At 63.3% G+C, this 22,679-nt stretch carries 19 protein-coding genes; 12 read left to right on the top strand and 7 right to left on the bottom strand.

The features are described from left to right. Positions 1-40: 40 nt before the first annotated feature. Together H3U89_RS03270 and H3U89_RS03275 are read right to left on the bottom strand one after the other, a co-directional pair. Complete coding sequence (locus H3U89_RS03270) at positions 41-1,348, bottom strand: chloride channel protein (RefSeq protein WP_198178512.1); 1,308 nt, start codon at positions 1,346-1,348, stop codon at positions 41-43. A 57-nt stretch (positions 1,349-1,405) separates the two neighbouring features. Further along, complete coding sequence (locus tag H3U89_RS03275; RefSeq protein WP_198178511.1) at positions 1,406-3,814, bottom strand: S9 family peptidase; 2,409 nt, start codon at positions 3,812-3,814, stop codon at positions 1,406-1,408. 348 nt (positions 3,815-4,162) lie between these two features. Between H3U89_RS03275 and H3U89_RS03280 the strand changes: the two genes are divergently transcribed. The 8 genes from H3U89_RS03280 to pknB all read left to right on the top strand — a co-directional run bounded on the left by H3U89_RS03280 (position 4,163) and on the right by pknB (position 14,226). Then, entirely contained in the window at positions 4,163-5,044 is an 882-nt protein-coding gene (locus H3U89_RS03280) for an InlB B-repeat-containing protein (RefSeq protein WP_198178510.1), read from the top strand. Positions 5,045-5,242: 198 nt separating this feature from the next. Continuing rightward, positions 5,243-5,947 (top strand): FhaA domain-containing protein, encoded by a 705-nt coding sequence (locus H3U89_RS03285; RefSeq protein ID WP_015021121.1) that lies wholly within the window; start codon positions 5,243-5,245, stop codon positions 5,945-5,947. Between the two features lie 36 nt (positions 5,948-5,983). Continuing rightward, positions 5,984-6,499 carry an FHA domain-containing protein FhaB/FipA gene (locus H3U89_RS03290; protein WP_373564724.1) on the top strand — a complete coding sequence of 172 codons (516 nt, stop codon included), beginning with the start codon at positions 5,984-5,986 and terminating at the stop codon, positions 6,497-6,499. A 6-nt stretch (positions 6,500-6,505) separates the two neighbouring features. Further along, a complete protein-coding gene (locus H3U89_RS03295) occupies positions 6,506-8,074 on the top strand; it encodes a BofC C-terminal domain-containing protein (protein WP_198178509.1) in 1,569 nt (522 codons plus the stop codon). Between the two features lie 2 nt (positions 8,075-8,076). Further along, positions 8,077-9,618, top strand: coding sequence for an FtsW/RodA/SpoVE family cell cycle protein (locus H3U89_RS03300; protein ID WP_198178508.1), 1,542 nt, complete (start codon positions 8,077-8,079; stop codon positions 9,616-9,618). Continuing rightward, positions 9,615-11,078 (top strand): peptidoglycan D,D-transpeptidase FtsI family protein, encoded by a 1,464-nt coding sequence (locus H3U89_RS03305; protein WP_198178507.1) that lies wholly within the window; start codon positions 9,615-9,617, stop codon positions 11,076-11,078. Before H3U89_RS03300 ends, H3U89_RS03305 begins: the two co-directional genes overlap by 4 nt. After that, a complete protein-coding gene (locus H3U89_RS03310; protein ID WP_045934838.1) occupies positions 11,075-12,067 on the top strand; it encodes a serine/threonine-protein kinase in 993 nt (330 codons plus the stop codon). Before H3U89_RS03305 ends, H3U89_RS03310 begins: the two co-directional genes overlap by 4 nt. Beyond that, the gene (gene pknB, locus H3U89_RS03315) at positions 12,064-14,226 is read left to right on the top strand and encodes a Stk1 family PASTA domain-containing Ser/Thr kinase (RefSeq protein ID WP_198178506.1); all 2,163 of its coding nucleotides are present in this window, start codon (positions 12,064-12,066) and stop codon (positions 14,224-14,226) included. The genes H3U89_RS03310 and pknB overlap by 4 nt, the downstream gene beginning before the upstream one ends. Before the next feature lie 470 nt (positions 14,227-14,696). Here the strand turns inward: pknB and H3U89_RS03320 are convergent, their stop codons facing one another. Both H3U89_RS03320 and H3U89_RS03325 read right to left on the bottom strand, forming a co-directional pair. After that, positions 14,697-15,812, bottom strand: a complete 1,116-nt coding sequence (locus H3U89_RS03320; protein ID WP_198178505.1) for a class E sortase — start codon at positions 15,810-15,812, stop codon at positions 14,697-14,699. Continuing rightward, complete coding sequence (locus H3U89_RS03325; RefSeq protein WP_198179407.1) at positions 15,813-16,568, bottom strand: DUF881 domain-containing protein; 756 nt, start codon at positions 16,566-16,568, stop codon at positions 15,813-15,815. It lies immediately after the preceding gene. Between the two features lie 90 nt (positions 16,569-16,658). Between H3U89_RS03325 and crgA the strand changes: the two genes are divergently transcribed. Beyond that, entirely contained in the window at positions 16,659-17,078 is a 420-nt protein-coding gene (gene crgA / locus H3U89_RS03330) for a cell division protein CrgA (protein WP_198177043.1), read from the top strand. A 340-nt stretch (positions 17,079-17,418) separates the two neighbouring features. Here crgA and H3U89_RS03335 read toward each other — a convergent pair whose 3' ends face one another. Then, the gene (locus H3U89_RS03335; RefSeq protein WP_198178504.1) at positions 17,419-18,180 is read right to left on the bottom strand and encodes a rhomboid family intramembrane serine protease; all 762 of its coding nucleotides are present in this window, start codon (positions 18,178-18,180) and stop codon (positions 17,419-17,421) included. Between the two features lie 153 nt (positions 18,181-18,333). Between H3U89_RS03335 and H3U89_RS03340 the strand changes: the two genes are divergently transcribed. Both H3U89_RS03340 and H3U89_RS03345 read left to right on the top strand, forming a co-directional pair. Then, on the top strand, positions 18,334-18,564 hold the full coding sequence (locus H3U89_RS03340; RefSeq protein ID WP_015021110.1) for a hypothetical protein: 231 nt from the start codon (positions 18,334-18,336) through the stop codon (positions 18,562-18,564). Positions 18,565-18,697: 133 nt separating this feature from the next. Then, positions 18,698-19,117 carry a sterol carrier family protein gene (locus H3U89_RS03345; protein ID WP_198178503.1) on the top strand — a complete coding sequence of 140 codons (420 nt, stop codon included), beginning with the start codon at positions 18,698-18,700 and terminating at the stop codon, positions 19,115-19,117. A 6-nt stretch (positions 19,118-19,123) separates the two neighbouring features. Here H3U89_RS03345 and H3U89_RS03350 read toward each other — a convergent pair whose 3' ends face one another. Further along, positions 19,124-19,507, bottom strand: coding sequence for a DUF3073 domain-containing protein (locus H3U89_RS03350; RefSeq protein ID WP_198178502.1), 384 nt, complete (start codon positions 19,505-19,507; stop codon positions 19,124-19,126). A 153-nt stretch (positions 19,508-19,660) separates the two neighbouring features. Between H3U89_RS03350 and trpS the strand changes: the two genes are divergently transcribed. Then, positions 19,661-20,746 carry a tryptophan--tRNA ligase gene (trpS, locus tag H3U89_RS03355; RefSeq protein WP_198178501.1) on the top strand — a complete coding sequence of 362 codons (1,086 nt, stop codon included), beginning with the start codon at positions 19,661-19,663 and terminating at the stop codon, positions 20,744-20,746. On the opposite strand, the gene H3U89_RS03360 is transcribed toward trpS, so the two are convergent. Then, positions 20,743-22,524, bottom strand: coding sequence for a threonine/serine ThrE exporter family protein (locus tag H3U89_RS03360; protein ID WP_232345725.1), 1,782 nt, complete (start codon positions 22,522-22,524; stop codon positions 20,743-20,745). The genes trpS and H3U89_RS03360 overlap by 4 nt on opposite strands. Between the last annotated feature and the right edge of the window lie 155 nt (positions 22,525-22,679).

Below are 22,679 nucleotides of genomic sequence, written 5' to 3' on the forward strand. Positions count from 1 at the left end.
AAGGCCGGACCCTCAGGGCAACACGGACTCAGACGACGGTTTATGACTTGGCCACGAACAGACGTGAGACCGCCATCGACAGGGCCACAGCCAGACCCATGGGCATAAAGGCCATGACCGGCAGGTGGCATACCTCCATGAGCATGGCCATGGCCATGAGCGGAGCCTGCTGGGAGGCGGCCAGCAGAGAGGCGGCGCCAATGACGGCACACTGCCAGACCGGCAGGCCGGGCACAAGGCAAGCCAGCAACAGCCCCAGAACAGCACCCATGGCGGATCCCAAGGCTATGGAAGGCGTCAAGGTGCCGCCGAAGGCCCCGGCACGGATGGTGGCTGTGGTCAGCAGGGCCTTGGCCAGCGCAAAGAGGGCCAGGAGGGCAAGGGACTGAGTCAACTGGAGCCCGGAGAACCCGGCAGGCAGGCGCTGATCCATGCCCATCTGTGTCAGAGCCCGGCCGTTGCCCATGACCTGGGGGACGGCCAGGGCCACCAGACCGGTCAACAGAGCAACCCCTGTCAGCTGCCAGATAGCCGCGGGACCATTGGTCCTATGAGCTTCGGCCCAGGAGGTCATCCGCCGGAATCCAGCCCCCAACAGTCCCATGACCGGTCCGATCAGGAGGACCACTGCCATGAGCCAGGGCTGGAAGGGCTCGGAGCCGACCTTGTAGTAGGGGGCGAACCCCTTGATGGATCCGCCGACCAGGGTGGCCAGGGCCGACATGGCCAGATTGACCGTCACCACTTCGGCATCCACCCGCCGCAGCAGCACCTCGATGCCGAAGAAGGCGCCGGTCAGAGGCGCAATGTAAATACCGGCGAATCCCGCACCCGCAGCCGAGGCAACCAGCAGCGGGCCGTCCTGATCACGCAGCCCCAGCCGTCGGCCCATCCTGGTCCAGAGACCGCCCAGAAGGGCCCCGGCCTCGCGAGGGGCCACCTCCCTGCCTATGGAGCCACCAGCAGCCACAAAAAAGATCTGGGTAAGCACATGAACCACAGTCCGTCCCGGGGGCATAGGCGCACCTTTGACAGCCTGGCCTACCGAGGGAACCAGCCTGGTCCTCGTCCGAAGCCAGGCCCAGACCAGACCGGCCACCAGTCCGGCCAGGGTCACCGAGGCCAGCCTCCTGATCGGGGGCACCGCCTCAGCCGTGGGAGTCCCTGGAGTCTCAGCGAAACCCAACAGGCCGACCTGGGTCAGCTCGAAGAACCTTGCCAGCAGGCCCGAGGAAAGTCCGACCAACAGGCCCAGGCAGAGCACCGAGACCGCCAGGCCCCAGCTGCGGGGAAGCCGGAATCCGCGATTGGACCCTGGAGTCCGGTCAGGCTTTCGTTGGATATGCACAACCCCAATCTAGCGGAAGCAACCGCCAGCAGGGCGTCAGCCCAAGCAGCCCTTCCGTCAGTCCGTCTTGTTCTTGAGGGCCTCCCGCAGGAAGTCCCGCTGCAGAATAAGCAGGTTCTCGGCCACTGTTTCATCATTGGTCATGTGGGTGATGCCGGTCAGCGGCAGGACCGTATGGGGACGACCGGCCGCCATCAAAGCGCCGGAGAGCCTCAGGGTGTTGGCCACGGAAACGTTATCGTCCGCAAACCCGTGTATCAGCATCAGCGGGCGACGCAGCGAGGGGGCGTCATCAATGATCCCGTTGCGGCGGTAAACGGCCGGGTCCAGACCCAGATAGCGCTCGGTGTAATGAGTATCGTAAAGAGTCCAGTCCGTGGGCGGGGCGCCCGCACAGGCCGCATGAATCCGGTCGGGAGCCCGCAGAACCGATAGGGCCGACAGGAAGCCGCCATATGACCAGCCAATCATGGCCACATGTCCCAGGTCGGCCTCGGGAGCGAAGTCCGGCAGGGCCTCCAGAGCCTCAAGCTGGTCATCCAGAGTCACCTGGGCCATGTCCTCGAAGATGGCCCGATCCCAGGCAGGACCACGACCAGGCGTGCCCCGGCCGTCGGCGGTCAGGACCAGGAAGCCCTGATCAGCCCACCACTGGGACTCCCAGTAGTAGGACTGGTTGAAGACCACCTGCTGGGCGCCCGGCCCGCCATAGGGTTTGAGCAGGACGGGCAGGCTGTCGGCGCTGGCGTAGGGGCTGGATTCGGACGGCCTGACGATGGCTGCGAACAACTCGTGCTGGCCCATGCGCACGAAGTCCACGTTGGGGGTGAACCCGGGATCGCTGCTGGTGTCGGCCAGGACGGCGCTCATGGCTCCCTGGCTATTGATATGACCGGCGTCCACGGCCCGGCGATCAGGGCGATCCTGATGCTCCGGCCGCACAGGTTCACCTGTCTGCCTAGCGCTGCTGTCGGGGCGGGCTTCACCCACCAGGCCCAGCCCTTCAGCGCCCAGGCGGTCCAGATCCCCGTCAGCCCCCAGGTAGCAGTGGCGCACCTGTCCCTGCGCCGAGGCCATGGTCCGGCCGCTGACCACGATGCCATGGCCGGCTCGCGAGGCGGTCCACACTCCAGGCAGACGGTTGAGCACATGGATGGAGCCGTCATAGCTCAGACGCATCAGGTCGAAGCTACGGGGGTCAGTGGAGACCACCGCCAGCACATCGCGATCCTCCACAGACAGCACCTGCCGAATCTGGCAGCCAGCCGGGGAGAAGATCCTTCCGTCCAGGCGCAAACGCGTGGTGTCGGCTTCAGTATCGATGAAGGCATCCACCAACCCACCCTGGGGCCGGTAGGCCGGCAACCCGGGCACCAGGTCGATCCACTGGTCGTTGCCATGCTCCTGCAGCACCCTGGTGGCCACCTTGGGCGCCACCTCGGGATCAAGCAGGGTCATATTCTGTCCCGGCTCCAAGCCCTGACGGGTATCCGGCACCTGCACATCCAGAATCCTGTCCTCGGTCTGCCGACGGTTCTGAACCAGCAGCAGGGGCCGATGCCCGTCCTGCCAACGGACCACGGACAGGTACTCGAAGGCCTGATGGTCCCAGTCCACCTCGCCCACCCAGGGGTCGGCGTCATCCTGGCCCAGGAGGACCAGGCTCAGCCCGACGCGGGCGTTGGCGGTCAGAGCCTGGGGATACCGCCGGGCGCGCGGCCCGACCTGGGGATTGGCCGGATCGCTGATGTACCAGATCGGCTCATCGGAGGAATCCGTTTGCTCGACCAGCAGGGACCGGGAATCCGGCGACCACCAGAATCCCTGGTAGCGGTCCATCTCCTCGCCGGCCACGAACTCGGCCAGCCCCAGCCGCATTCGATCATCGGTGCCTGGGCGCAGGGCCAGGACAGCCCTTTCTCGATCCTGCCCGGCATCCTGCCCGATGGTGACCACCATCAGCCGGTCGCCAGTGGTATAGGCCACCATGGTGCCGTCCGGACTGATGGCGGGATTGAGCACGGCCGAATCGCTGTCTTCCAGGCTCAGGGGCCGTGTGGAGGCGGTGAGACCATCGGGGGCTATCAGCGAGAGCCAGAGCCGACCGCCCAAGGCAAAGACCACCCGATCCCCGGCAGCATCCACGCTGTAATCGACAATGCCCTCGCCGCCCTCTCGCAAGCGCTCCCTGCGGGCCAGCTCGGCGGCCGGCACCTGTTCCTGGTCCGCATCCTCCAACAGGGACCTGGGGTCGGCCAGGAGCACCTCATGGTGGCGGCCTTCCTGGTCAAAGACGGACAGCCAGAGCCCGGTCACCAGGTCTTCAGGTCCGTCGGAGCGCAGGAATACGGCCCGCGAACCGTCCCCCACCGCCAGGGCCGACCGTGGCGCACCCAACGTAAACCGCAGGGTCCGGGCCTTGGCCCGCGGATATGCCTCCATCGCCCGATCCACCTCTTCGGCCATGCTCGCTCCTCGAATATCTCTGACATGATCCCTATGACCATGCGTCTGCCACGATGATAAGCGCCCAGATGCCAAAGGGGAATTCCAATAGCTCAACTGCGAAGCGCCACCCTGCCTTCAGCAGACGTTAATCGTTCTACACGAGAAACTTTTATCGTCAGATAAGACATATTTTCGAACTACGACCGGCCGATGACCATTCCCTGCGCTAGAATTGTAGCGTGTTATCGCCAAAGACTGGTCGATGATGCCTGTTTCCCAGGGGTAGGGGTGTCAAGGCAGGACACCCCGTGAACGTATCTGGGGAGCAACCGACAATAGAGAAAATAGAGGTAACCAATGAATATCATGGTTCGTTTCAAACGCGCATGCGCAGTACTCGCTGCCGGCGCCACCCTGGCTGGCGGCTTAGCACTGCTGCCCACCGTGGCCCAGGCTGTGGAGAGCAAGAATGTCCAGACCAAAGCCGCTCCTTACACAATCACATTCATCAGCGATTTGACCTCGACTACAGGAGAGACACGACAGACCGACTCAACCGGCAAGCTGGATCCCGAGTCACTTCCCAAAGCTGTGCTGCCTGACTACATGAAAGATTCGCAGACCGAAGAGAAGCCTTGGACGGCTGACGGATGGACCTATTCTGCTATGGGCTTCGACAAAGTGGACTTCAGCCAACCTTTCACCGCCGACACCACCGTCTATGCGAAATGGGATCAGCCGAACATAATCTATTTCAACAGTCAGGATCCGCGTGACGATTCGAGTGAGCTCATTCAACAGCCCCTGACCACAAAAGAGGGCCACAAGCTGGCTGAGCTGCCCAAGAACCCTCCCAGCTACCCCGGGTACACTTTCGATGGATGGTTCTCTGCTGAAAACGGCAAAGCTTTTGACCCCACGGCCACCTTCTCTGAAGACACTAATTTCACAGCCCGGTACACCAAGGTGACCACTCCCAACCAACCTGACGAGCCTGGTCAGACCACTCCCAACGAGCCTAACAAGCCTGGTCAGACCGCTCCGGTTGACAACAACACCAAGCAGCCTGCCAAGGACAACAACAAGGCTCCAGCCAAGGATCCGGCTAAGAAGGACGCCAAGAACAACAAGAACAACAACAATCTGGCCAAGACCGGCGCCGACGCCACGGCTCCTCTGGCCATCGCCGCTGGCCTCTGCCTGGCTGCCGGCATCACCCTGGGTCTGCGTCGCAAGCTGGCTCTGTGAGTCCGCAGGCTTCGGCCTGACCTATGATGATTGAAGTTCAAAGGCCCCTGGTCCATTGTGGCCATGGGGCCTTATCTATACCCGGCAGTCGCGGTCGTTCGAACCTGTTCATTGAAGAAATTGCAAGCATCCGACCGCCCATTACCCCCTTCCGGCAGGGTCACGTACTATGAAAGGGTTATATGGAAAGGGATGACTATGAGCGTTCTCGATCGTTTCGAGAAGAGCGTGGAAGGCGCCGTTAACGGTGTCTTCTCGAAGTTCGGCTCCAAGGACCTACAGCCCGTCGACCTGTCGAGCGCCCTCGAGCGTGAGATAGACTCACAGGCCATGCCCGTCGGTCGCGACCGTACCGTGGCGCCCAACGAGTATCGATTCAGACTATCCACCCCAGACTTCGACCGCATCGAGCAGTGGGGTTCGGAGGCTCTGGCCAACGAGCTGGCAGACAACCTGACCAAGTACGCCGAAAGCCAGCACTATGCCTTCGTCGGCCCGGTCGTGGTCATCTTCGAGGAGGACCTCAACCTGAACAAGGGCGACTTCCACCTGTCTGCCGAGTCGGTCCAGGGCAACGCGGCACCCGTGACCACACCCGAAGAGTCCAAGGACTGCCCGGTGTTGGAAATCAACGGCCGCCAGTACCTGCTGACCGCCCCCATCACCACCATCGGCCGTGGATCGTCCTGCGACATCGTCATCGACGACGCAGGCATCTCCCGCCGACACCTGCAGATCGAGATCACCGACAAGGGCGTGGTAGCCCGCGATCTGGGGTCCACCAACGGCACCTATGTAGAGGGGCATCAGGTACCCGCAGCCACCCTGCTGGACGGCAATACCATCACCATCGGCCGTACCCGCATCCTTTACTGGGCATCGTCGCAGGAACAGGATTCGTAAGTCGCCCAGACCTTGAAGTAAGGTCGAATCATTATGCTGACTGAACTGACATTCGCCATCCTCAAATACGGATTCCTGGCTCTGTTATGGGTATTCGTATGGCTGGCCATCCGTTCACTCCGCAAAGACATCGAAACCTTCAGCCCCAAGACTTCTCATACCCGCCGACGCAGTGAACGCGCAGCCCAGCGCAAGCTGCCGGCGGCCGCCAGATCCGTGCCTATCGCCCCGGTCAGCAAAACAGAGCCTGCAAGCGATGAACCCTCCCTGCTGGTGGTTATCGACGGACCCCTGGCCGGCTCCTCCACGCCGCTGTCCGGACGACCCATCACCCTGGGCCGCTCCTCCTCGAACACCCTGGTGCTGGACGACGAGTTCGTCTCCGGCCATCATGCGCGGGTCTATCAGGATCCCGCATCGGGCCGATGGGCCATCGAGGATCTGGGGTCCACCAACGGCACCGTCGTCTCGGGACAGAAAATCACGGCGCCGACAATCCTACCGGCGGAGGTTCCCGTGCGCATCGGAGCCACCACCTTCGAGTTGAGGTAGCCGCCCATGACCAGGAACGATGCGAGCCAAAAGCTGTTCCTCTATTCCACGGCGGTTTCAGACGTGGGGTACGTGCGCAGCAACAACCAGGATTCCGCCTTCGCCGGTGAGCGCCTTGTGGCCATGTGCGACGGCATGGGCGGCCACGCAGGCGGGGATACGGCCTCGACCATAGCCATCCGATCCCTGGCCCACATCGAACGCGACGACCGGGAGCAGGACGTGCAGTCCCTGGCCCGGATGATGGAGACCTCGGTCATTGCGGCCCACGACGCCATCGTGGGCAAGGCCAAGCGCGAACATCGCCTGTCAGGCATGGGCACCACGGTCACGGCCCTGGCTCTGGCCGACGACTCCTGGGTATTGGCCCATATCGGCGACTCCCGGGCCTACCTGCTGCGGGAGGGCAAGCTGATCCGGATGACCCAGGACCACTCCTACGTGCAGCATCTGATCGACACCGGCCGCATCTCCCCGGCCGAAGCCCGCAACCACCCTCAGCGCAACGTGGTCATGCGGGTCCTGGGGGACTTCGACATCGACCCCCGCCCGGACATCTCCATCTCCAAGGCCCTGCCCGCAGACCGTTGGATGATCTGCTCGGACGGCCTCTGCGGCGTTCTTGAGGACTCGACCATCGCCGAGGTGCTGTCCTCGGTCTCGGACCAGGCGGAGTGCGCCCAGCAACTGGTCACCTTCGCCCTGAAGGCCGGCAGCACCGACAACGTGACCGTGGTCATCGCCGATGCCACACTGGCCCTGGACGCCGATGCATTCGACCTGCCCCATCAGACCCCTCTGGTCGGCGGGGCAGCCAGCTCCAACCTGGAGGCCCTGGCCGACATCCTGGATGAGCCTGTAGCGGCCGCACCGCGCCTGCGCGACGAGTCCCGGGAGTCCCCCGCCAAACGGGCCGCCGACCTGACCCAGGACCGGGATGCCGACAAGCAGGGGGACGAGGACGACGAAGGCCGCACCGCCCAACCCTCGGCTGCCCGCGAGGAGAGCGGCGAACGGAATGTGCCCGACACCAGCGAGATCCCCATCGTCCACAAGAAGGACGGCTCGGACTCAGCCGACCCCTACGACCCGGACGTGGCCGACGCCATCCACAAGGAGCACCTGGAGCAGCGCAAGCGCCAGCGCTCACGGCACCGGCGGATTCGGCTGATCCTGGCCGGCATCATCACCCTGGTGATCCTTGCCCTGGCCGGAGGCACGGCGGCTGCCTACCACTGGAGCCAGGAACAGTACTACCTGGGCACGGACCAGGGCCGAGTGGCCATCTACCAGGGCGTGCCCACCAAGGCCTTCGCCCTCTCGCTGTCCCACCCGGTGCAGACCACGGACATCGCCGTCAAGGGACTGCCCCAGTCCTGGCGTGACCAGTTGGAAGAGGGCATCACCGTCTCCAGCATGGACGACGCCAAGGAGCACGCCCGTCTGATCCGCAAGGAGGCCGGCGACCTCAAACGCGAGCAGGCCAAGGAGACCAAGGACGAGTCCGACCAGGCGTCGACTTCTCCTTCAGCCTCGCCCTCACCGTCGGAAACCGACCAGAGCGGGCGGCAATAGTCATGATCATCACCCGTCTGCGCCGCATAGGCCTTCTGCTCTTCTCCCTGCTGGTGGGATTCATCGGCTTCTTCCAGATGTTCGCCCGTGCGGCGGGCCGCTTCCCCGGGGATTACGCCGCCCTGCTGGTAGTCACCGCCGCCCTCTTCATCGCCCTCTGGGTCCTGTTGGAGATTTTCCAGCCCTATGGCAGCCAGGCCATCCTGCCCAGCATCGTCATCCTGAGTTCCCTGGGCATCACCCTGATCACCCGCATAGATCTGCGCAACGCCCGGATCGGCCAGCCCACACGGGTGGGCTTCACCCAGCTGATCTGGCTGTGTCTGGCCCTGGTCCTGTGCGGACTGCTGGTGGTGCTGCTCCGGGACTACAGGCTGCTGCGTCGCTTCTCCTATGTCAGCATGGTGGTGGGTCTGGTCCTGCTCCTGTCGCCCATGCTGCCCGGCATCGGCCGCGAAATCGGCGGCGCCCGCATCTGGATAGGCGTGGGGTCGCACACCCTGCAGCCCGGCGAATTCGCCAAGCTCTTCCTGGCCTTCTTCTTCGCCGCCTATCTGTTCGACCACCGGGACCAGCTGGCTGTGGGCGGCAAGAAGTTCCTGGGCATGCGGATGCCCCGGATCAAGGACTTTGGCCCCATTATCATCGTCTGGCTTATTTCGCTGGCCGTCCTGGTCATCCAGCACGATCTGGGCACCTCGCTGATGTACTTCGCCATGTTCGTCTCCATGCTCTATGTGGCCACCGGCCGCACCAGCTGGATCGCCATAGGTTCGGTCTTCTTCGTCATCGGAGCCGTGGCCGCATCCATGATCTTCGCCCATGTGGGCGCCCGTGTGGACGCCTGGCTGCACCCCTTCAGCGACGCTGAGTTCGGCAAGGCCTTCGGCGGGTCCGGCCAGCTGGTGCGCGGCATCTTCGGCCTGGCCGCCGGCGGGCTGACAGGCACCGGCCTGGGCCAGGGACGCCCCTGGATCACCCCCCTGGCCAACTCCGACTTCATCTACACGTCGGTGGGTGAGGAGCTGGGGCTGAGCGGTCTGCTGGTGGTTCTGGCCCTCTACCTGGTCATCGTGGCCTCGGGCATGATCACGGCCATGAAGATCAAGGACGGTTTCGGCAAGCTCCTGGCCTCCGGTCTGGTCTTCACCATGGCCTTCCAGGTCTTCACCGTGGTGGGCGGCATCACCCTGGTCATCCCCCTGACCGGCCTGACCATGCCCTACATGGCGGCGGGCGGCTCCAGCCTGGTGGCCAACTGCATCCTGGCCGTCCTGCTCATCATCATCTCCAACGCGGCCAACAAGCCAGCACCGGAGGTCAGCTCGGACACCTTCAAGTACGAAGCCCTGGCCGTGCTGCGCCAGCAGGAGACCAGCAAGCGCAGCGGACAGGACGATTCGGACTCCGGCTCAGGCTCTGACGACCAAGAATCCCACGGTCGTCATGCCGGGCCGACCGAGCCGACCGACCAGGATGAGGAGACCGACATGCCAGCCACCGGCCGCATCCCCGTCCGCCAGGTACGAGGAGGTGGACAGTGAACAAGGCCCTGCGTCAACTCTTCAATGCCGTCATCGTCCTCTTCGTCATCCTGGGGCTTTCCAGCTCCATCATCATGGTGATCCGGGCGGGCAGCCTTAACTCGGACCCCCGCAATCTGCGTGCCCTCTACCACGAGTACGCGGCACCCAGAGGGGCCATCCTGACCTCGGACGGCGCCGTCATGGCCCAGTCCGACCCCATCAACGACTCCTTCCAGTACCAGCGGCACTACCACAAGGGTGCCATCTACTCGCCCATCACCGGCTACTACTCCATCACCAGCCCGGCGGACCGGGGAATCGAGGCCTCGCGCGACCGCCTGCTGAGCGGCCAATCGGACAGCCTGTGGATGGACCGGCTCAAGTCCCTCTTCACCGGCACCCAGAACAAGGGCGCCTCCATCGAGACCTCCATCAATCCCAGGATGCAGGAGGCCGCCTACGCCATGCTGGGCAACTTGTCCGGTTCGGTGGTGGCCATCGAGCCCTCTACAGGCCGCATCCTGACCATGGTCAGCACGCCGAGCTACAACCCCGAAGACCTGACCGCCCACGACAGCGGCGACGCCTCCCAGGCCTACCAGAAGCTGGCCTCCCGTTCCGACAACCCCATGCTCAACCGGGCCACCTCGCAGCTGTATCCGCCCGGGTCCACCTTCAAGGTGGTTGTGGCCGCCGCCGCCCTGGAGTCCGGCCAGTATCACCCCGACAGCCAACTGCCGGCCGGGGCCTCATACACCCTGCCCGGCACCAACTACAATCTGACCAACTCCACTTCAGCTGCCAACGGGTCCAACGGCAAGATCAGCCTGGAGAACGCCCTGGCCTACTCATCCAACACGGCCTTCTCCCAGCTGGGGGTCGCCCTGGGCGACAAGACGCTGGCAGCACAGGCCCGCAAGTTCGGCTACGGCTCCACCATCATCCTGGACGGGACCAACTCCACAGGACGGCCCATGAAGGCCGTGGCCTCCAAGTTCCCCGAGGACCAGTCCCAGGACCGGCTGGCCCTGGCCTCCATCGGCCAGGGGGACACCCTGTCCACACCGCTACAGGCTGCCATGACGGCCGCTGCCGTGGCCAACGGCGGCAAGCTCATGCAGCCGACCCTGGTGGACCGGGTACGCTCCAGCGACCTGAGCGTCATCAGCGAGACAACGCCCTCGGTCTACTCACAGGCCTTCTCATCGGACACCGCCAAGGCCCTGACCACCATGATGGAGGCAGTGACCACCAAGAGCTATCCGAATCTGGCCATCCCCGGCATGCAGGTGGCCGCCAAGTCCGGCACGGCTCAGATCGGTGCGGGCAATACGGCAAATGACGGGTGGATGATAGGATTCGCTCCGGCCGACAAACCCAAGGTAGCCGTAGCCGTTGTGGTGCATGGAATCTCCTCCTACGGCATAGATGCCGCCGGGCCGATCATGAAACGCGTCATGCAGGAGGCTGCCAAGTGAAACTGATACAAGGACAGCTCATCCATCGACGGTACCGTCTGGACCGCCGCCTGGCCCAGGGGGGCATGGGCGAAGTCTGGAAGGGCTACGACATAGAACTGGGCCGCGTGGTGGCCATCAAGGCCCTGCGCGAGGACCTGACCAACGAGGAGTCCAAGCTGCTGCGGCTGCGGGCCGAGGCGCACAATTCCGCCAACCTGGCCCACCCCAACATCGCCGCCCTCTTCGAGTACTACGAGCACGACGGCATCGGCTTCCTGATCATGGAGTACGTCCCCAGCCAATCCCTGGCAGACATCTACCGGGACCGGGGTGCCCTGGACCCCATCGAGCTGCTGCCCATCCTGATACAGACGGCCCGGGGGCTCTACGTGGCACACTCGCACGGGGTCATCCACCGGGACGTCAAGCCGGCCAACATCATGGTCTCCGACACCGGTGAGGTCAAGATCACGGATTTCGGCGTCTCATACTCCACCAACCAGGGGCAGATCACCCAGGACGGCATGGTGGTGGGCACGGCCCAGTACATCTCGCCCGAACAGGCCCAGGGTCTCCAGGCCACGCCCCAGTCAGACATTTATTCCCTGGGCGTGGTGGCCTACGAGGGGCTCTGTGGGCACCGACCCTTCACCGGCGCCACCCCGGTGGACATCGCCGCAGCACACGTCAACGACCCTGTGCCGCCACTGCCCGACTCGGTGGACAACCAACTCATGAACTTCGTCATGTCCATGCTGGCCAAGGACCCGCGAGACCGCCCGGCAAATGCCCTGGTGGTATCGCACACGCTGGCCAGGATCGAGCAGCGGCTGCTGGACCAGCAGCTGGGCGAGACGGAGGTCATCGACCCGCGCGCACCCATGCCTCGACGCATAGTGAGCAGGCCACACGCGGCAAAAGACATCTTCAGGCCCTTCTGGGGGCACTATGGAGAAGGAAGCGCACAGCGCGGCCTTGAAGCGACGAACGGAGGGGATACCCTATGAGCATCACACTGCCGCCGTCCCTAGCGGACGGACGCTACCGTCTGGGACAGCTGATTGGACGCGGTGGCATGGCCGAGGTCCACAAGGCTGTGGACACGCGTCTGGGAAGGACAGTCGCGGTCAAGATCATGCGGTCCGATCTGGCCAACGACGAGGTCTTCCTGTCGCGGTTCCGGCGGGAGGCCCACTCGGTCGCGCTGCTCAACAATCCCAACATCGTCTCCATCTACGACTCGGGCGAGGAGATACTGACCGACGACCAGGGCAACCATGAACGGGTGCCCTATCTGGTCATGGAGTACGTCAAGGGCCAGACCCTGCGGTCCATCCTCAAGGAGAACGGGGCCCTGAGCCAACGCGACAGCGAGCAGGTCATGCTGGGCATGCTGAGCGCCCTGGACTACTCCCACCACATGGGCGTCATCCACCGGGACATCAAGCCCGGCAACATCATGATCTCGGAACAGGGCATCGTCAAGGTCATGGACTTCGGCATTGCCCGGGCCATGGACGATTCGGCCGCCACGATGACCCAGTCCCAGGGCGTGGTGGGCACCGCCCAGTACCTGAGCCCTGAGCAGGCCCGCGGCGAGAGCGTGGACATGCGCTCCGACCTCTACTCGGCCGGCTGCGTCCTCTACGAGATGCTGACCGGACGGCCGCCCTTCAACGGGGATTCGGCCGTGGCCATCGCCTACCAGCACGTCACCGAGGTGGCAACCCCGCCCAGCACCATCGTGCCCGGCCTGCCGAAGATGTGGGATTCCATCTGCGCCAAGGCCATGGCCAAGGACCGCCAGAACAGGTACGCCACGGCGGCTGCCTTCAAGAGCGACATCCTGGCCTTCATGAACGGCGGGACCCCGGTGGCCGCCGCCTTCAACCCGCTGACCGACCTGGCCAACGTCAAGGCCCGCAAGGATGCCGAGCAGGGCACAGAAACAGCCACCATGCCGCTGACCGAAGAGGAGACGGCCGCCACCCAGGCCTTCAACCCTGTTCAGGACCCGCTCAATCCGGCCGCAGCCACCGATGTCGCCACAGCTGAGCGCACGGCCACCAAGGCGGCCCAGAAGAAGTCCAAACGGCGCAAGAAGATCATCATCAGCGCCATCGTGGCGGCTTTGGTCCTATTGCTCGTCGGACTGGGCGCGTGGAATGTCCTAGGCCGAAATCGTCATCCGATGGCCGAGGTGCCTACCATCAACGCGCAGATGTCACGGATTCTGGCCCGTGAGAAGATCACCGCCGCAGGCTTCCACTACCAGGAGAAGGAAGACAACGACTCGGCCGAGCCCAAGGGGACCTTCACCAAGCAGAGCCCCAAGGGCGGAAGCATGGCTCCCAAGGGCTCCACAGTGACCGTCTGGTTCTCCTCCGGGCCAAAGGACACGGCCATCCCCGACGTCAAGGGCATGACCCAGCAGGAGGCCCGCAGTGCCCTGGAGAAGGCCGGATTCAAGGTCTCCCCCGCCGCCTCCGTGGAAGACAGCCAGGACGTGCCCAAGGACCATGTGACCCGCACGGATCCCGCCGCCGGCCAGAGCGTGGCCAAGGGGACCAGCATCCTGATCTACATCTCCTCGGGCATGACCAAGGTGCCCGATTTGTCTGGCAAGACCAAGGACGACGCAACCAAGACCCTACAGAGCCTGCACTTCAACATCACCATCCGCGAGCAGGCCTCCAACACTGTGGCCAAGGACATGGTCATCAGCACAGATCCTGCTGCTGGGTCCTCCATCCAGCAGGGAGCCATGATCACGGTCACCGTCAGCAATGGCATGCAACTGGGCAACTACGTCGGCATGACCCTGGGCGAGGCCAAACGCAACCTGGGCCAGGGGGTCAACATCACGGTCAACGGCCCCAACAACGACAACGCCGTGGTCACCGGCCAGGACCCGACCTCAGGTTCCTCCTTCGACAAGTCCAAGGACACCATCACCCTGACCACGGCCATCAGCATCCCGCCCTTCTCCCAGGGCGAGACCTTGGGCAGCTACCGGCAGAAGCTGACCAACAGCGGCGTCAGCGCCGACAGGATCACTTCCGTCGGCAAGGACACGGACAAGGTGACCGCAGTCAGCCCCGGAGCCGGCAGCAGGGTGGACGACAGCACCCCCATCACGGTGACCACCGTCAGTTCCACCAACTGACCCTATGGCCCGGCGGCCACAGTCTTGCCGCCGGGCCATATCGTTAGTCATGCCGGGCAAAGCAATACAGTCTGAGACAGGGTGATGGCTATCAGGCCATACCGTTAGGCTACGAACCGCGACTTTGCGTCCGCAAATCCCGGTCATACCCTCGGCCAAGAAGCCAAAGCTCCAAATCGTAACCCCTAACCGCCGGGGTCCACGACCGGTCCATAACGGCTATCACACAACAGCCAGGCTGGATCCTGCCAAGTCGCATCGCCACGTCGCAACGAACCCGCCTCGACCGCCAGGCTGGCGTCACATGGACTGTGGCTACAGGACATGGCCACCGGACCATGGCTACCGGAGTGTCTTAGATAAACCTTGGGCAGTTACTTCTGGCAGCAGGCAATGTGGCATCAATAAGCGGCGGGGCCGCAGAATCACGTTGGATCCTGCGGCCCCGCCGCTCTTCCATGCCACCCAGGTCAGAAGGTGGAGTAGTTGGACATCTGTCTGAGCATGGGCACGTTGCTGGCCAGCCACGGGAAGCCCCATTCCATCAGGGCGCAGGCCAGAGCCAGCAGGAGCAGAATCAGCAGAAGCCAGCGAATCGGAGCTATGCCGGACTGGTGCCGCAGCAGCCAGCCATAGAGGCTGATCATGGGCTGAGGCTTCTCGCCCTTGCGAATCTGCCGCAGCAAGGGATAACGCCAGGCAGCCAAGGCCGCCAGGTAGATGATCAGATAGGCTGCTGCCAAAACCAGGAAGACCGGCTGCAGAGAACCCAGTCTGGCCATGACCGAGCCCTTGTCGTCGGCAAAGGCCACATCGCTGCCGCGGTCACCCAGGAGTTCCTTGGGCACTCCGTCGGACACCTTGGCCCAGTAGTCGAATTCGCCCCAGCTGATCCAGCGGTGGGTGGCCGTGGTGTACTTGGGCTCGCAGGTGGTCAGCGTGATCATGCGCCGATCGGGAGCCTGGTTGGGTGAATAAGGGTTGGGGGCGATGACGCTGACCTCATTGGCTGCGACGATCTTATAGCGGGTGTAGTGGTAGACGTACCAGTAATCCTTGGTGCGCAGGACGATGGCATCGCCCACCCGCAGCTCGTCCACATGGCCCAACGGCTCACCATAACCGGCGCGGTGTCCGGCAATGGCCACGTTGCCCATCTGGCCCGGCATCTGCGTATTGGGGTAATGTCCCAGCCCTGCGTAGGCCAGCTCGCGGGGCGACGTGCCCTGAACCACGTTGCGCTCCCAATGCTGTCCAAAACGAGGAATGTAGGCCTGGGCCATCAGTTCACCCTCGGAGGCCTGCTTGGGCTGCACCGGTGGATCCCCCTTCTGAGGCTTGGCCACCTTGCGGGTGTCGCCCGATCCCGGGTTGCTCCAGGAGGTCGAGGCCCGGGCCTCCAACTGCTGATGCTCGGACTGCACGCCGGTCCACCAGAGCTGCCAGACCACGTAGAGTGCGCAGATGACGGCCAGCGTAATCAGCAGCTCCCCTATGATTTCTGCAATGCCCACCAGCCAGGTTCGCCGCTTATCCGCCGGTTCATCGACCGACGTCCTGTCGTTCTCCGAGTCCTCTGTCGTCATTTACCGTGCCTTCTCATCTACCGATGCGTACTGGAGTGGCTGTAGGACAGCCGTCGTCTCAGGGAATCTCAGATTGTCCGAAGATTCGACATTCCAACCCAGACCTACCGTATTCACGTACTCCTTGTAAATCCGGATGGATGGCGAAGCATTCAGGGACTTGGTCATCCGGTCGACTGGTCCTATGGCTGAAATCTTATATGGCGGCGAGTACTTTCGGCCGTGCAGCAGCAACACATTACCCACGCATCGCACAGCCGTGGTAGGCAGAACCCGCTGATCCTGGATCCGCATGGACTCGGCTCCTCCGGCCCAGAGCGCGTTGACCACGCTCTCCACATCCTGCTGGTGGATGACGTAATCGTTGATGTTGGCCGTCGACCCGTCGGAGCCCACCTTCTGCTGCCAGAGCGGGGAATCATTAAGGGTCACCGTCAGCCCCGGCCCCTGGACGGCCTTGAGCACCGTGCCCGAACCGGGGTCCTCGCGGGCCTGGTCAGAGCTGCCCTTGTCGTCGTCGGTCAGGGTCTTCAGCGCATTGATCTGTGAGCTCATGTCATTGATGTCCTTGCGCAGCTCGGCAGCCTTGTTCTCGCGCTCCTCCACCAGCCCGGCCGTGTCCGAGGTGACCGTGACCGTCTTATTGACGCGGATGTTGGTGGTCAGCATGAACCCGACCAGTGCCAGCACCACAGCCACGGACACTGTGCCGACCAGGGACCTGCGCGCACCGTGCCGTCCCGTCCGTCTGGTCATAGGCATACCCTCATCCTCGTCTGCGATAGTATTACGTTCGAGTCTAACCGCTACTATGGCTTAGTAGATCTACTGAAGGAGAATAACCTCATGGCAGAGCATCAACTCCATGATGACGAAGACCAGGCGGTGGACAAGGCCAAGACCGCCGACACTGGCGAGGATGCCGAGGACGAGGAGTACGGCCTGTCCATGGACAAGGTGGAGGCCGTGCTCAACCAGAGCGTTGACAAAAAGCACATGACTCCGCAGATGCGCCGCATCGTGGAGCGTCAGGAGGAGAACACCCGCCGCGTGGAGGACACCATCAAGAGCACCAAGGCCAATCCGCGCTGGTTCGTGCCCCTCTTCGTCACGCTGATGGTGGTGGGCCTGATCTGGATCGTGGTCTACTACATCTCCTCCGCCAGAGGCAGCGTCTTCCCCATCCCCGGCATCGGCAACTGGAACCTTGCCGTGGGCTTTGGCATTCTGCTGGTCGGCTTCCTCATGACCATGTGGTGGCACTGATCCAGCCGCATTGTTCTTCAGGAACCCCGCAACCGTCCAGGCACGGCTGTGGGGTTCTTCGTATGCCCATCCACACCTGAGCGTCAGGCATGTGTGGATTTAAATCCATCGTTTCGAGACCGGAACCAAAGTTATCCACAATCGCCCGAATTCCTCGTGGACAGTCTGAGACACTCGTCCACAACCCTACTGCTGATTGGGTTCTGTCTTCACTTATCCACTTTTTACAGGCATATATGCACCAGTTCTGAATACTTATTCCCAGGTTATCCACACGATTGTCAACAAATGTGGATAGATGACATCCATGTCATTTACCAGAGGAGGCGGGTACTGATTTTCAGCGCATGGGATTGAACATGTTGCAGCCCAGAGCCAGCAGGACCAGGGCCGCCAGGAAGATCAGCGTGGGCAGCAGCCAGGAGAGCAGACCATGCACCCGCGAGCCGGGCCGGCCCATGTGCAGCAGGGCCAGCATGAAGAGGCCGCCGACGATGAACCCGCCAACATGGTCCTGCCAGGCGATGCCGGGCACGAACAGGGGCATGCAGAAGTTGATGCCCATCCAGACCACCAAGGAAAGGATGTCAATCCCCAGACGGCGGTAGACCACCAGGATGGCGGCGAAGAGTCCGAAGAGCGCGCCCGAGGCCCCGATGGCCGACGTACCCCATCCATTGGGCGCCAGGACAGCATAGACCATCAGACCCAGGTCTCCGCCCAGCCCGCTGATCATGTAAAGGGCCAGGAAACGCCCGTGTCCTATCAGATTTTCCAGCACCGGCCCCACAACCCAGAGGGTGATCATGTTGAAGAGGATGTGTGAGACATTGGTGGCGTGCAGAAATATATTGGTCACAAACATCCAGGGCTCATGAATGGCCGTAATCGGCACGAAGGCCCAGTATCCCAGCAAAAGCCGCTGGTAGCGAAGCGGAGCCAGCAGGTACAGGGCCATCTGTATGACCCAGGCCACTATGCAGATCAGGGTGATGGCTATGGTTACCACCGGAGCATGGTCACCCCAGTACCGCCGGATCCATCCCAGCGGCCCCCGACCGTTTCCTCCGCCTGTGAAACCGGTGCCCGTGCCATTGACCATGAACCTTACCTTACCTGACCGTCCGGCCGGGGTGTGCGGTTTCCGTGCCGCAATGGCACCGATGCGCCCCATAGTTCGCCGCTTTCTACTAGGATGATGACTAGGTCGGTCGAAGTGGGCAGGACCGACGAAAGTCGTCGAAAGGAGCCAAACATGGAGAATTCATCTTCAAACGGCTGGAAGTTCTTTGCACTGCTCTTCGGCACGCTGCTGGCCGGCGTTGTCGCTCTGTTCGTATACAAGCAGCAGAACCCGGATTACGATCCCTGGGAGGAGCCCTGGGAGAACAGCTCATCGCCAGTCGACCTGGGCCTGGCCAAGGATGAGGAGGACAAGGGATCCGAGGATCCCGAGACCCCTCTGCAAGCGGGCGCACAGGCCTGACCGTTCCGGTCGGGAAGGAATCCGACCCAGCGTCACGGACGTGAGGGCAACGGATTCCTTTTTTCATGCCTGAATTCGGCCCGGCTGCAACCTGCTGGACACGCCTGTTGGGGTGGCGCGCCACAATGGAGCCATGAGCGCCATACGGGAAGCAGACATGGAAGAAGGCCGCCGGGATTTTCTGGCCTGGCGGGATGCAGCCAAGGAGGCCGCGAACAATCTGGGTCCGGGGGGCGACCGCCTGTCAGTAGCCCCGCAGACAGATAGACGCAGCAAGGCCATGGCTGTCCGCTATTCCCTGCACATGCTGGAGATCAAGGCCCCCGGCCCCGGCGTAGAGGTCAGGGTGGCCCCCTGGGGAGCAGTCAAGATTCTGGACGGACCGGCATCCGACCCGCATAACCTGACCCCGCCCGACGTAATCGAGCTGGACCCTGATGTCTGGCTGCGGCTGGCCGCCGGCATCACCAGCTGGAGCGAAGAAACCGCTGCAGGGCATATCAGCGCCGTAGGCGAGCGCGACGATCTGCACGAACTGCTGCCCCTGGTATGAGGCCGGCTACTTGCTCGACGACCCCTTGGCTGCGGTCTTCTGATCCTTGCGGAGTTTGAGCGCGCTGGGCACGGGAATGGGAATGCGCTTGTGGGGCTTGGGCGTGGCTGGCATCTCCCCGGAGGTGGCCTTGGCAGCAGCCTCGGCGGCCCACCGGGCGTAATCGTCCAGATCATCGTCCGCGGAATCCTCGGGGTCCTGGCCCCCCGATTTGCGAGAATCCGGCTTGGAGTATTCCTCTTCAACCATTTTGAAGGGATCTTTGCCCCTGGTTCCGGGTTCCTTGCTGCTGAGCTCTTTGGCCAGCTCGTCGTAATCCGTGTCCGTTGTCAGATATTTGAGCTTCCGGGCTATTTTCGTCTGCTTAGCCTTCTGACGTCCGCGGCCCATCCGACCCCCTTCGCCAGGTAACGTGCACTTAGGCAACTTGAATGTGAATTTGCATCATTTATGAGAGTACCACCTGAGCATCTTGTCGGCTCGGACTTTTACCATAAAAGCAATTCCCAGAACGACATTCGGCACAACGGCAAGGGTGGGACCATGCAGGAAGAAGTCACAGCGGCAGGCAACGAGATCAGCGACAGCTTCAGAGCCGCCAAGCATCGGTCCGACCAGGTGCTGGCCGAGCTGGACAAGAATCCGAGCCGCTACACCATGCTGACCGGCGACCGCCCGACCGGCAGGCTCCATCTGGGCCATTACTTCGGTTCCATCCGCGAACGCGTCCAGATGCAGAATCGCGGCGTGCACACCAACATCGTCATCGCCGACTACCAGGTCATCACCGACCGGGACACCACCGAGCACATCCGCGACAACGTGCTCAACCTGGTGCTGGACTATCTGGCTGCGGGCATCGACCCCAAGAAGACCATGATCTTCACCCACTCGTCCACCCCGGCAGAGAACCAGCTGCTGCTGCCCTTCCTCTCCCTGGTGACCGAGGCCGAGCTTCACCGCAATCCCACCGTCAAGGCCGAGATGGAGGCCAGCGGCCACGCCCTGACCGGTCTGCTGCTGACCTACCCGGTCCACCAGGCCTGTGACATACTCTTCTGCAAGGCCAATGTCGTGCCCATCGGCAAGGACAACCTGCCGCACGTGGAGCTGACCCGGACCATCGCCCGCCGCTTCGACGAGCGTTACCCAGGCCAGGCCCCGGTCTTCCCCGAGCCTGATGCCATCCTGTCCGACACCCCTGAGATCCCAGGTCTGGACGGCCGCAAGATGAGCAAGTCCTACGGCAACTCCATCATGCTGGGCGCCACCGCCGAGGAGACGGCCAAACTGATCCGCAAGTCCCCCACCGACTCCGAGCGCAGGATCACCTTCGACCCCGTCAACCGCCCCCAGGTCTCGGCCCTGCTGACCACAGCCGGCCTGGTGACCGACCGGAAGCCCGAGGAGATCGCCGAGGAGATCGGCGATGCCGGCTCGGGCGCCCTCAAGGCCTATGTGACCAAGTCGGTCAATGAGTTCCTGGCACCCCACCGCGAGCGCCGTGCCGAGCTGGCCAAGGACATGGACACCGTGCGCGACATCCTGGTCGAGGGCAACAAGCGCGCCAACCAGATAGCCGAGGAGACCCTCGATCAGGTCCGTTCGGCCATGGGCATGCGCTACTAGACGTCGTACCGCCATGAGCGGTCGGTCAGCACACGGGCCGTGACCAGACCGATGGGCAGGCAGATGATGACCATGAAGGCCCGGAAGGCCCAGTCCAGGGCGTTGAGCGTATTGAACTGCCCCAGGTAGAACATGGCCCGGTACATATACAGGCCGGGCACCATGATGACGATTGAGGGCACGGTCAGGCTGATTCTTGGATAGCCCAGGTCGGGCGGCAGCAGGCCGTGGCGGACCGAGGAGCGCCAGACCGTGGCCAGCATGCCGGCCAGGAAGGCACCCAGGAAGGCGGCCATCTCCGGAGGGACATGGAGCAGGTCCTGCATCTCCAGGCGCATGGTGTCGGTCAGAGCGCCGATGACGGCGGCCACCAGGGCCATGCGCTGGGGCGAGTTGAAGAGGACCGAGAAGCCCCAGACCCCGCAGAATGCTGCAATCATGCGCAGTCCGGCCATCAGCCAGGGGCTCAGGTTCATTGGTTCAAAACCCTGCGGGTTGAGCATGACCATCCGCGCCACGGCCCATCCGCCCAGTGTGGCCACCAGGATGATCGAGAAGGCGTAGGTGATGCGCTGCACCCCGGATGGGAAGTCCAGCTTGGCGATGTCCAGGCCGCCGGTGACCAGGGGGAAGCCGGGAATGACGAAGAGGATGGCCCCGATGTAAGCCGTGTCGTGCCTAAGGGCCACCGGATCGAAGGTGCCCACCAGCCTCAGCGTGCCAACGCAGGCCAGGGCTGCGATGATGACCGCCACCCCGGTGGCGAAGAACTGGTTGATCCGCCTGCCCAGCATCTGACGGCGCACCCACTGGCCTATGCCAGCGCCGACGAAGGCTCCGGCCATGTCGTAGGGGCCGCCGCCCAGCAGGAAGACGAAGGCTGCGCAGGCCACGGCCGAGGCGAAGCCCGAGAAGAGGGGCGAATAGAGGGGCTTGCGTCGCTCGATCAGGTCCAGGCGTTCATGCGCCTGCCGGACCGTGATGCCACCCCTAGCCTGTGGCTTTGGGGACGCGGGCTTGTCAGAGGAGGCAGGCCGCCCAGCCGCAGAATCGCGCCCCCGGCTGGTTGCAGAAGATTCAGTGGCTGCAGAACCGGCGGCACTCGAATCTGAATTCTCAACCGCATCGGCAACAGAAACGGAAGCAGACCTGGAATCTTCGGAACCATCCGAGGCCGTGGTGGTCGGCATGGCCTCCGGCCGAGGCGTGGAGCCTACGGTGCCCAGGCCGGCGGCCGTCCTGGTGTCTATGGCCGCTGCATCGATCCGGTTCTGGCTGATCTCGTCCTCGTTGTGCACGGCGGTGGCCACTGCGTCCTTGAGCGCCTTGGCCGCATCCTGGTCCTGGGCCAGCACCTCCTTGACCGCCTTGCGGGCCGCCGCGTAGACGTTCGGCTCGTCCAGGTTATCCACCAATTCCCGCGAGACCACCGACATGGCGTGGTAGGTCCCCGCCTGCCCGCACTTGACGCTGAGCCAGTCCGCGAAGTGCTCCAGCAGCCAGATCCTCTCGGTGTTGACCCCGGTGGTGGGCAGGTCCACCACCTCGGTGATGCGGGACACGCCATCCGTGCAGGTGGCTTCGATGTCGGTCAGGTTCACGTCGGCCCGCACATGCACGCCCATGGGGTAGGCAATCCTGTGCATCATCTCGCGCACGCGGAAGCTTCCCGTGCCGGCCCCCAGCTCCAGCATGCCCACCCGCACAATCAGGCTGGTCTTGGCCGCGATGCAGGCCTGGACGATGGGCTTGTCGTAATCGCGTTCAATGTCCTCCATGTCCAGCGGAATGGAGTGGGTGTGGTACTTGCTGACCCGTCTGACCTCGGCTGCGGTCCTGCCGCGATAGCCGTCCTTGGAACTCCTGCTCTTGAATTTCACACCCACATTCATACTCCACCCGGGTCACGTGCCCTTGCACCGGCGCACGGGAC

It is taken from the genome of Bifidobacterium sp. W8104 (assembly GCF_016100735.1).
Classification (GTDB): domain Bacteria; phylum Actinomycetota; class Actinomycetes; order Actinomycetales; family Bifidobacteriaceae; genus Bombiscardovia; species Bombiscardovia choladohabitans.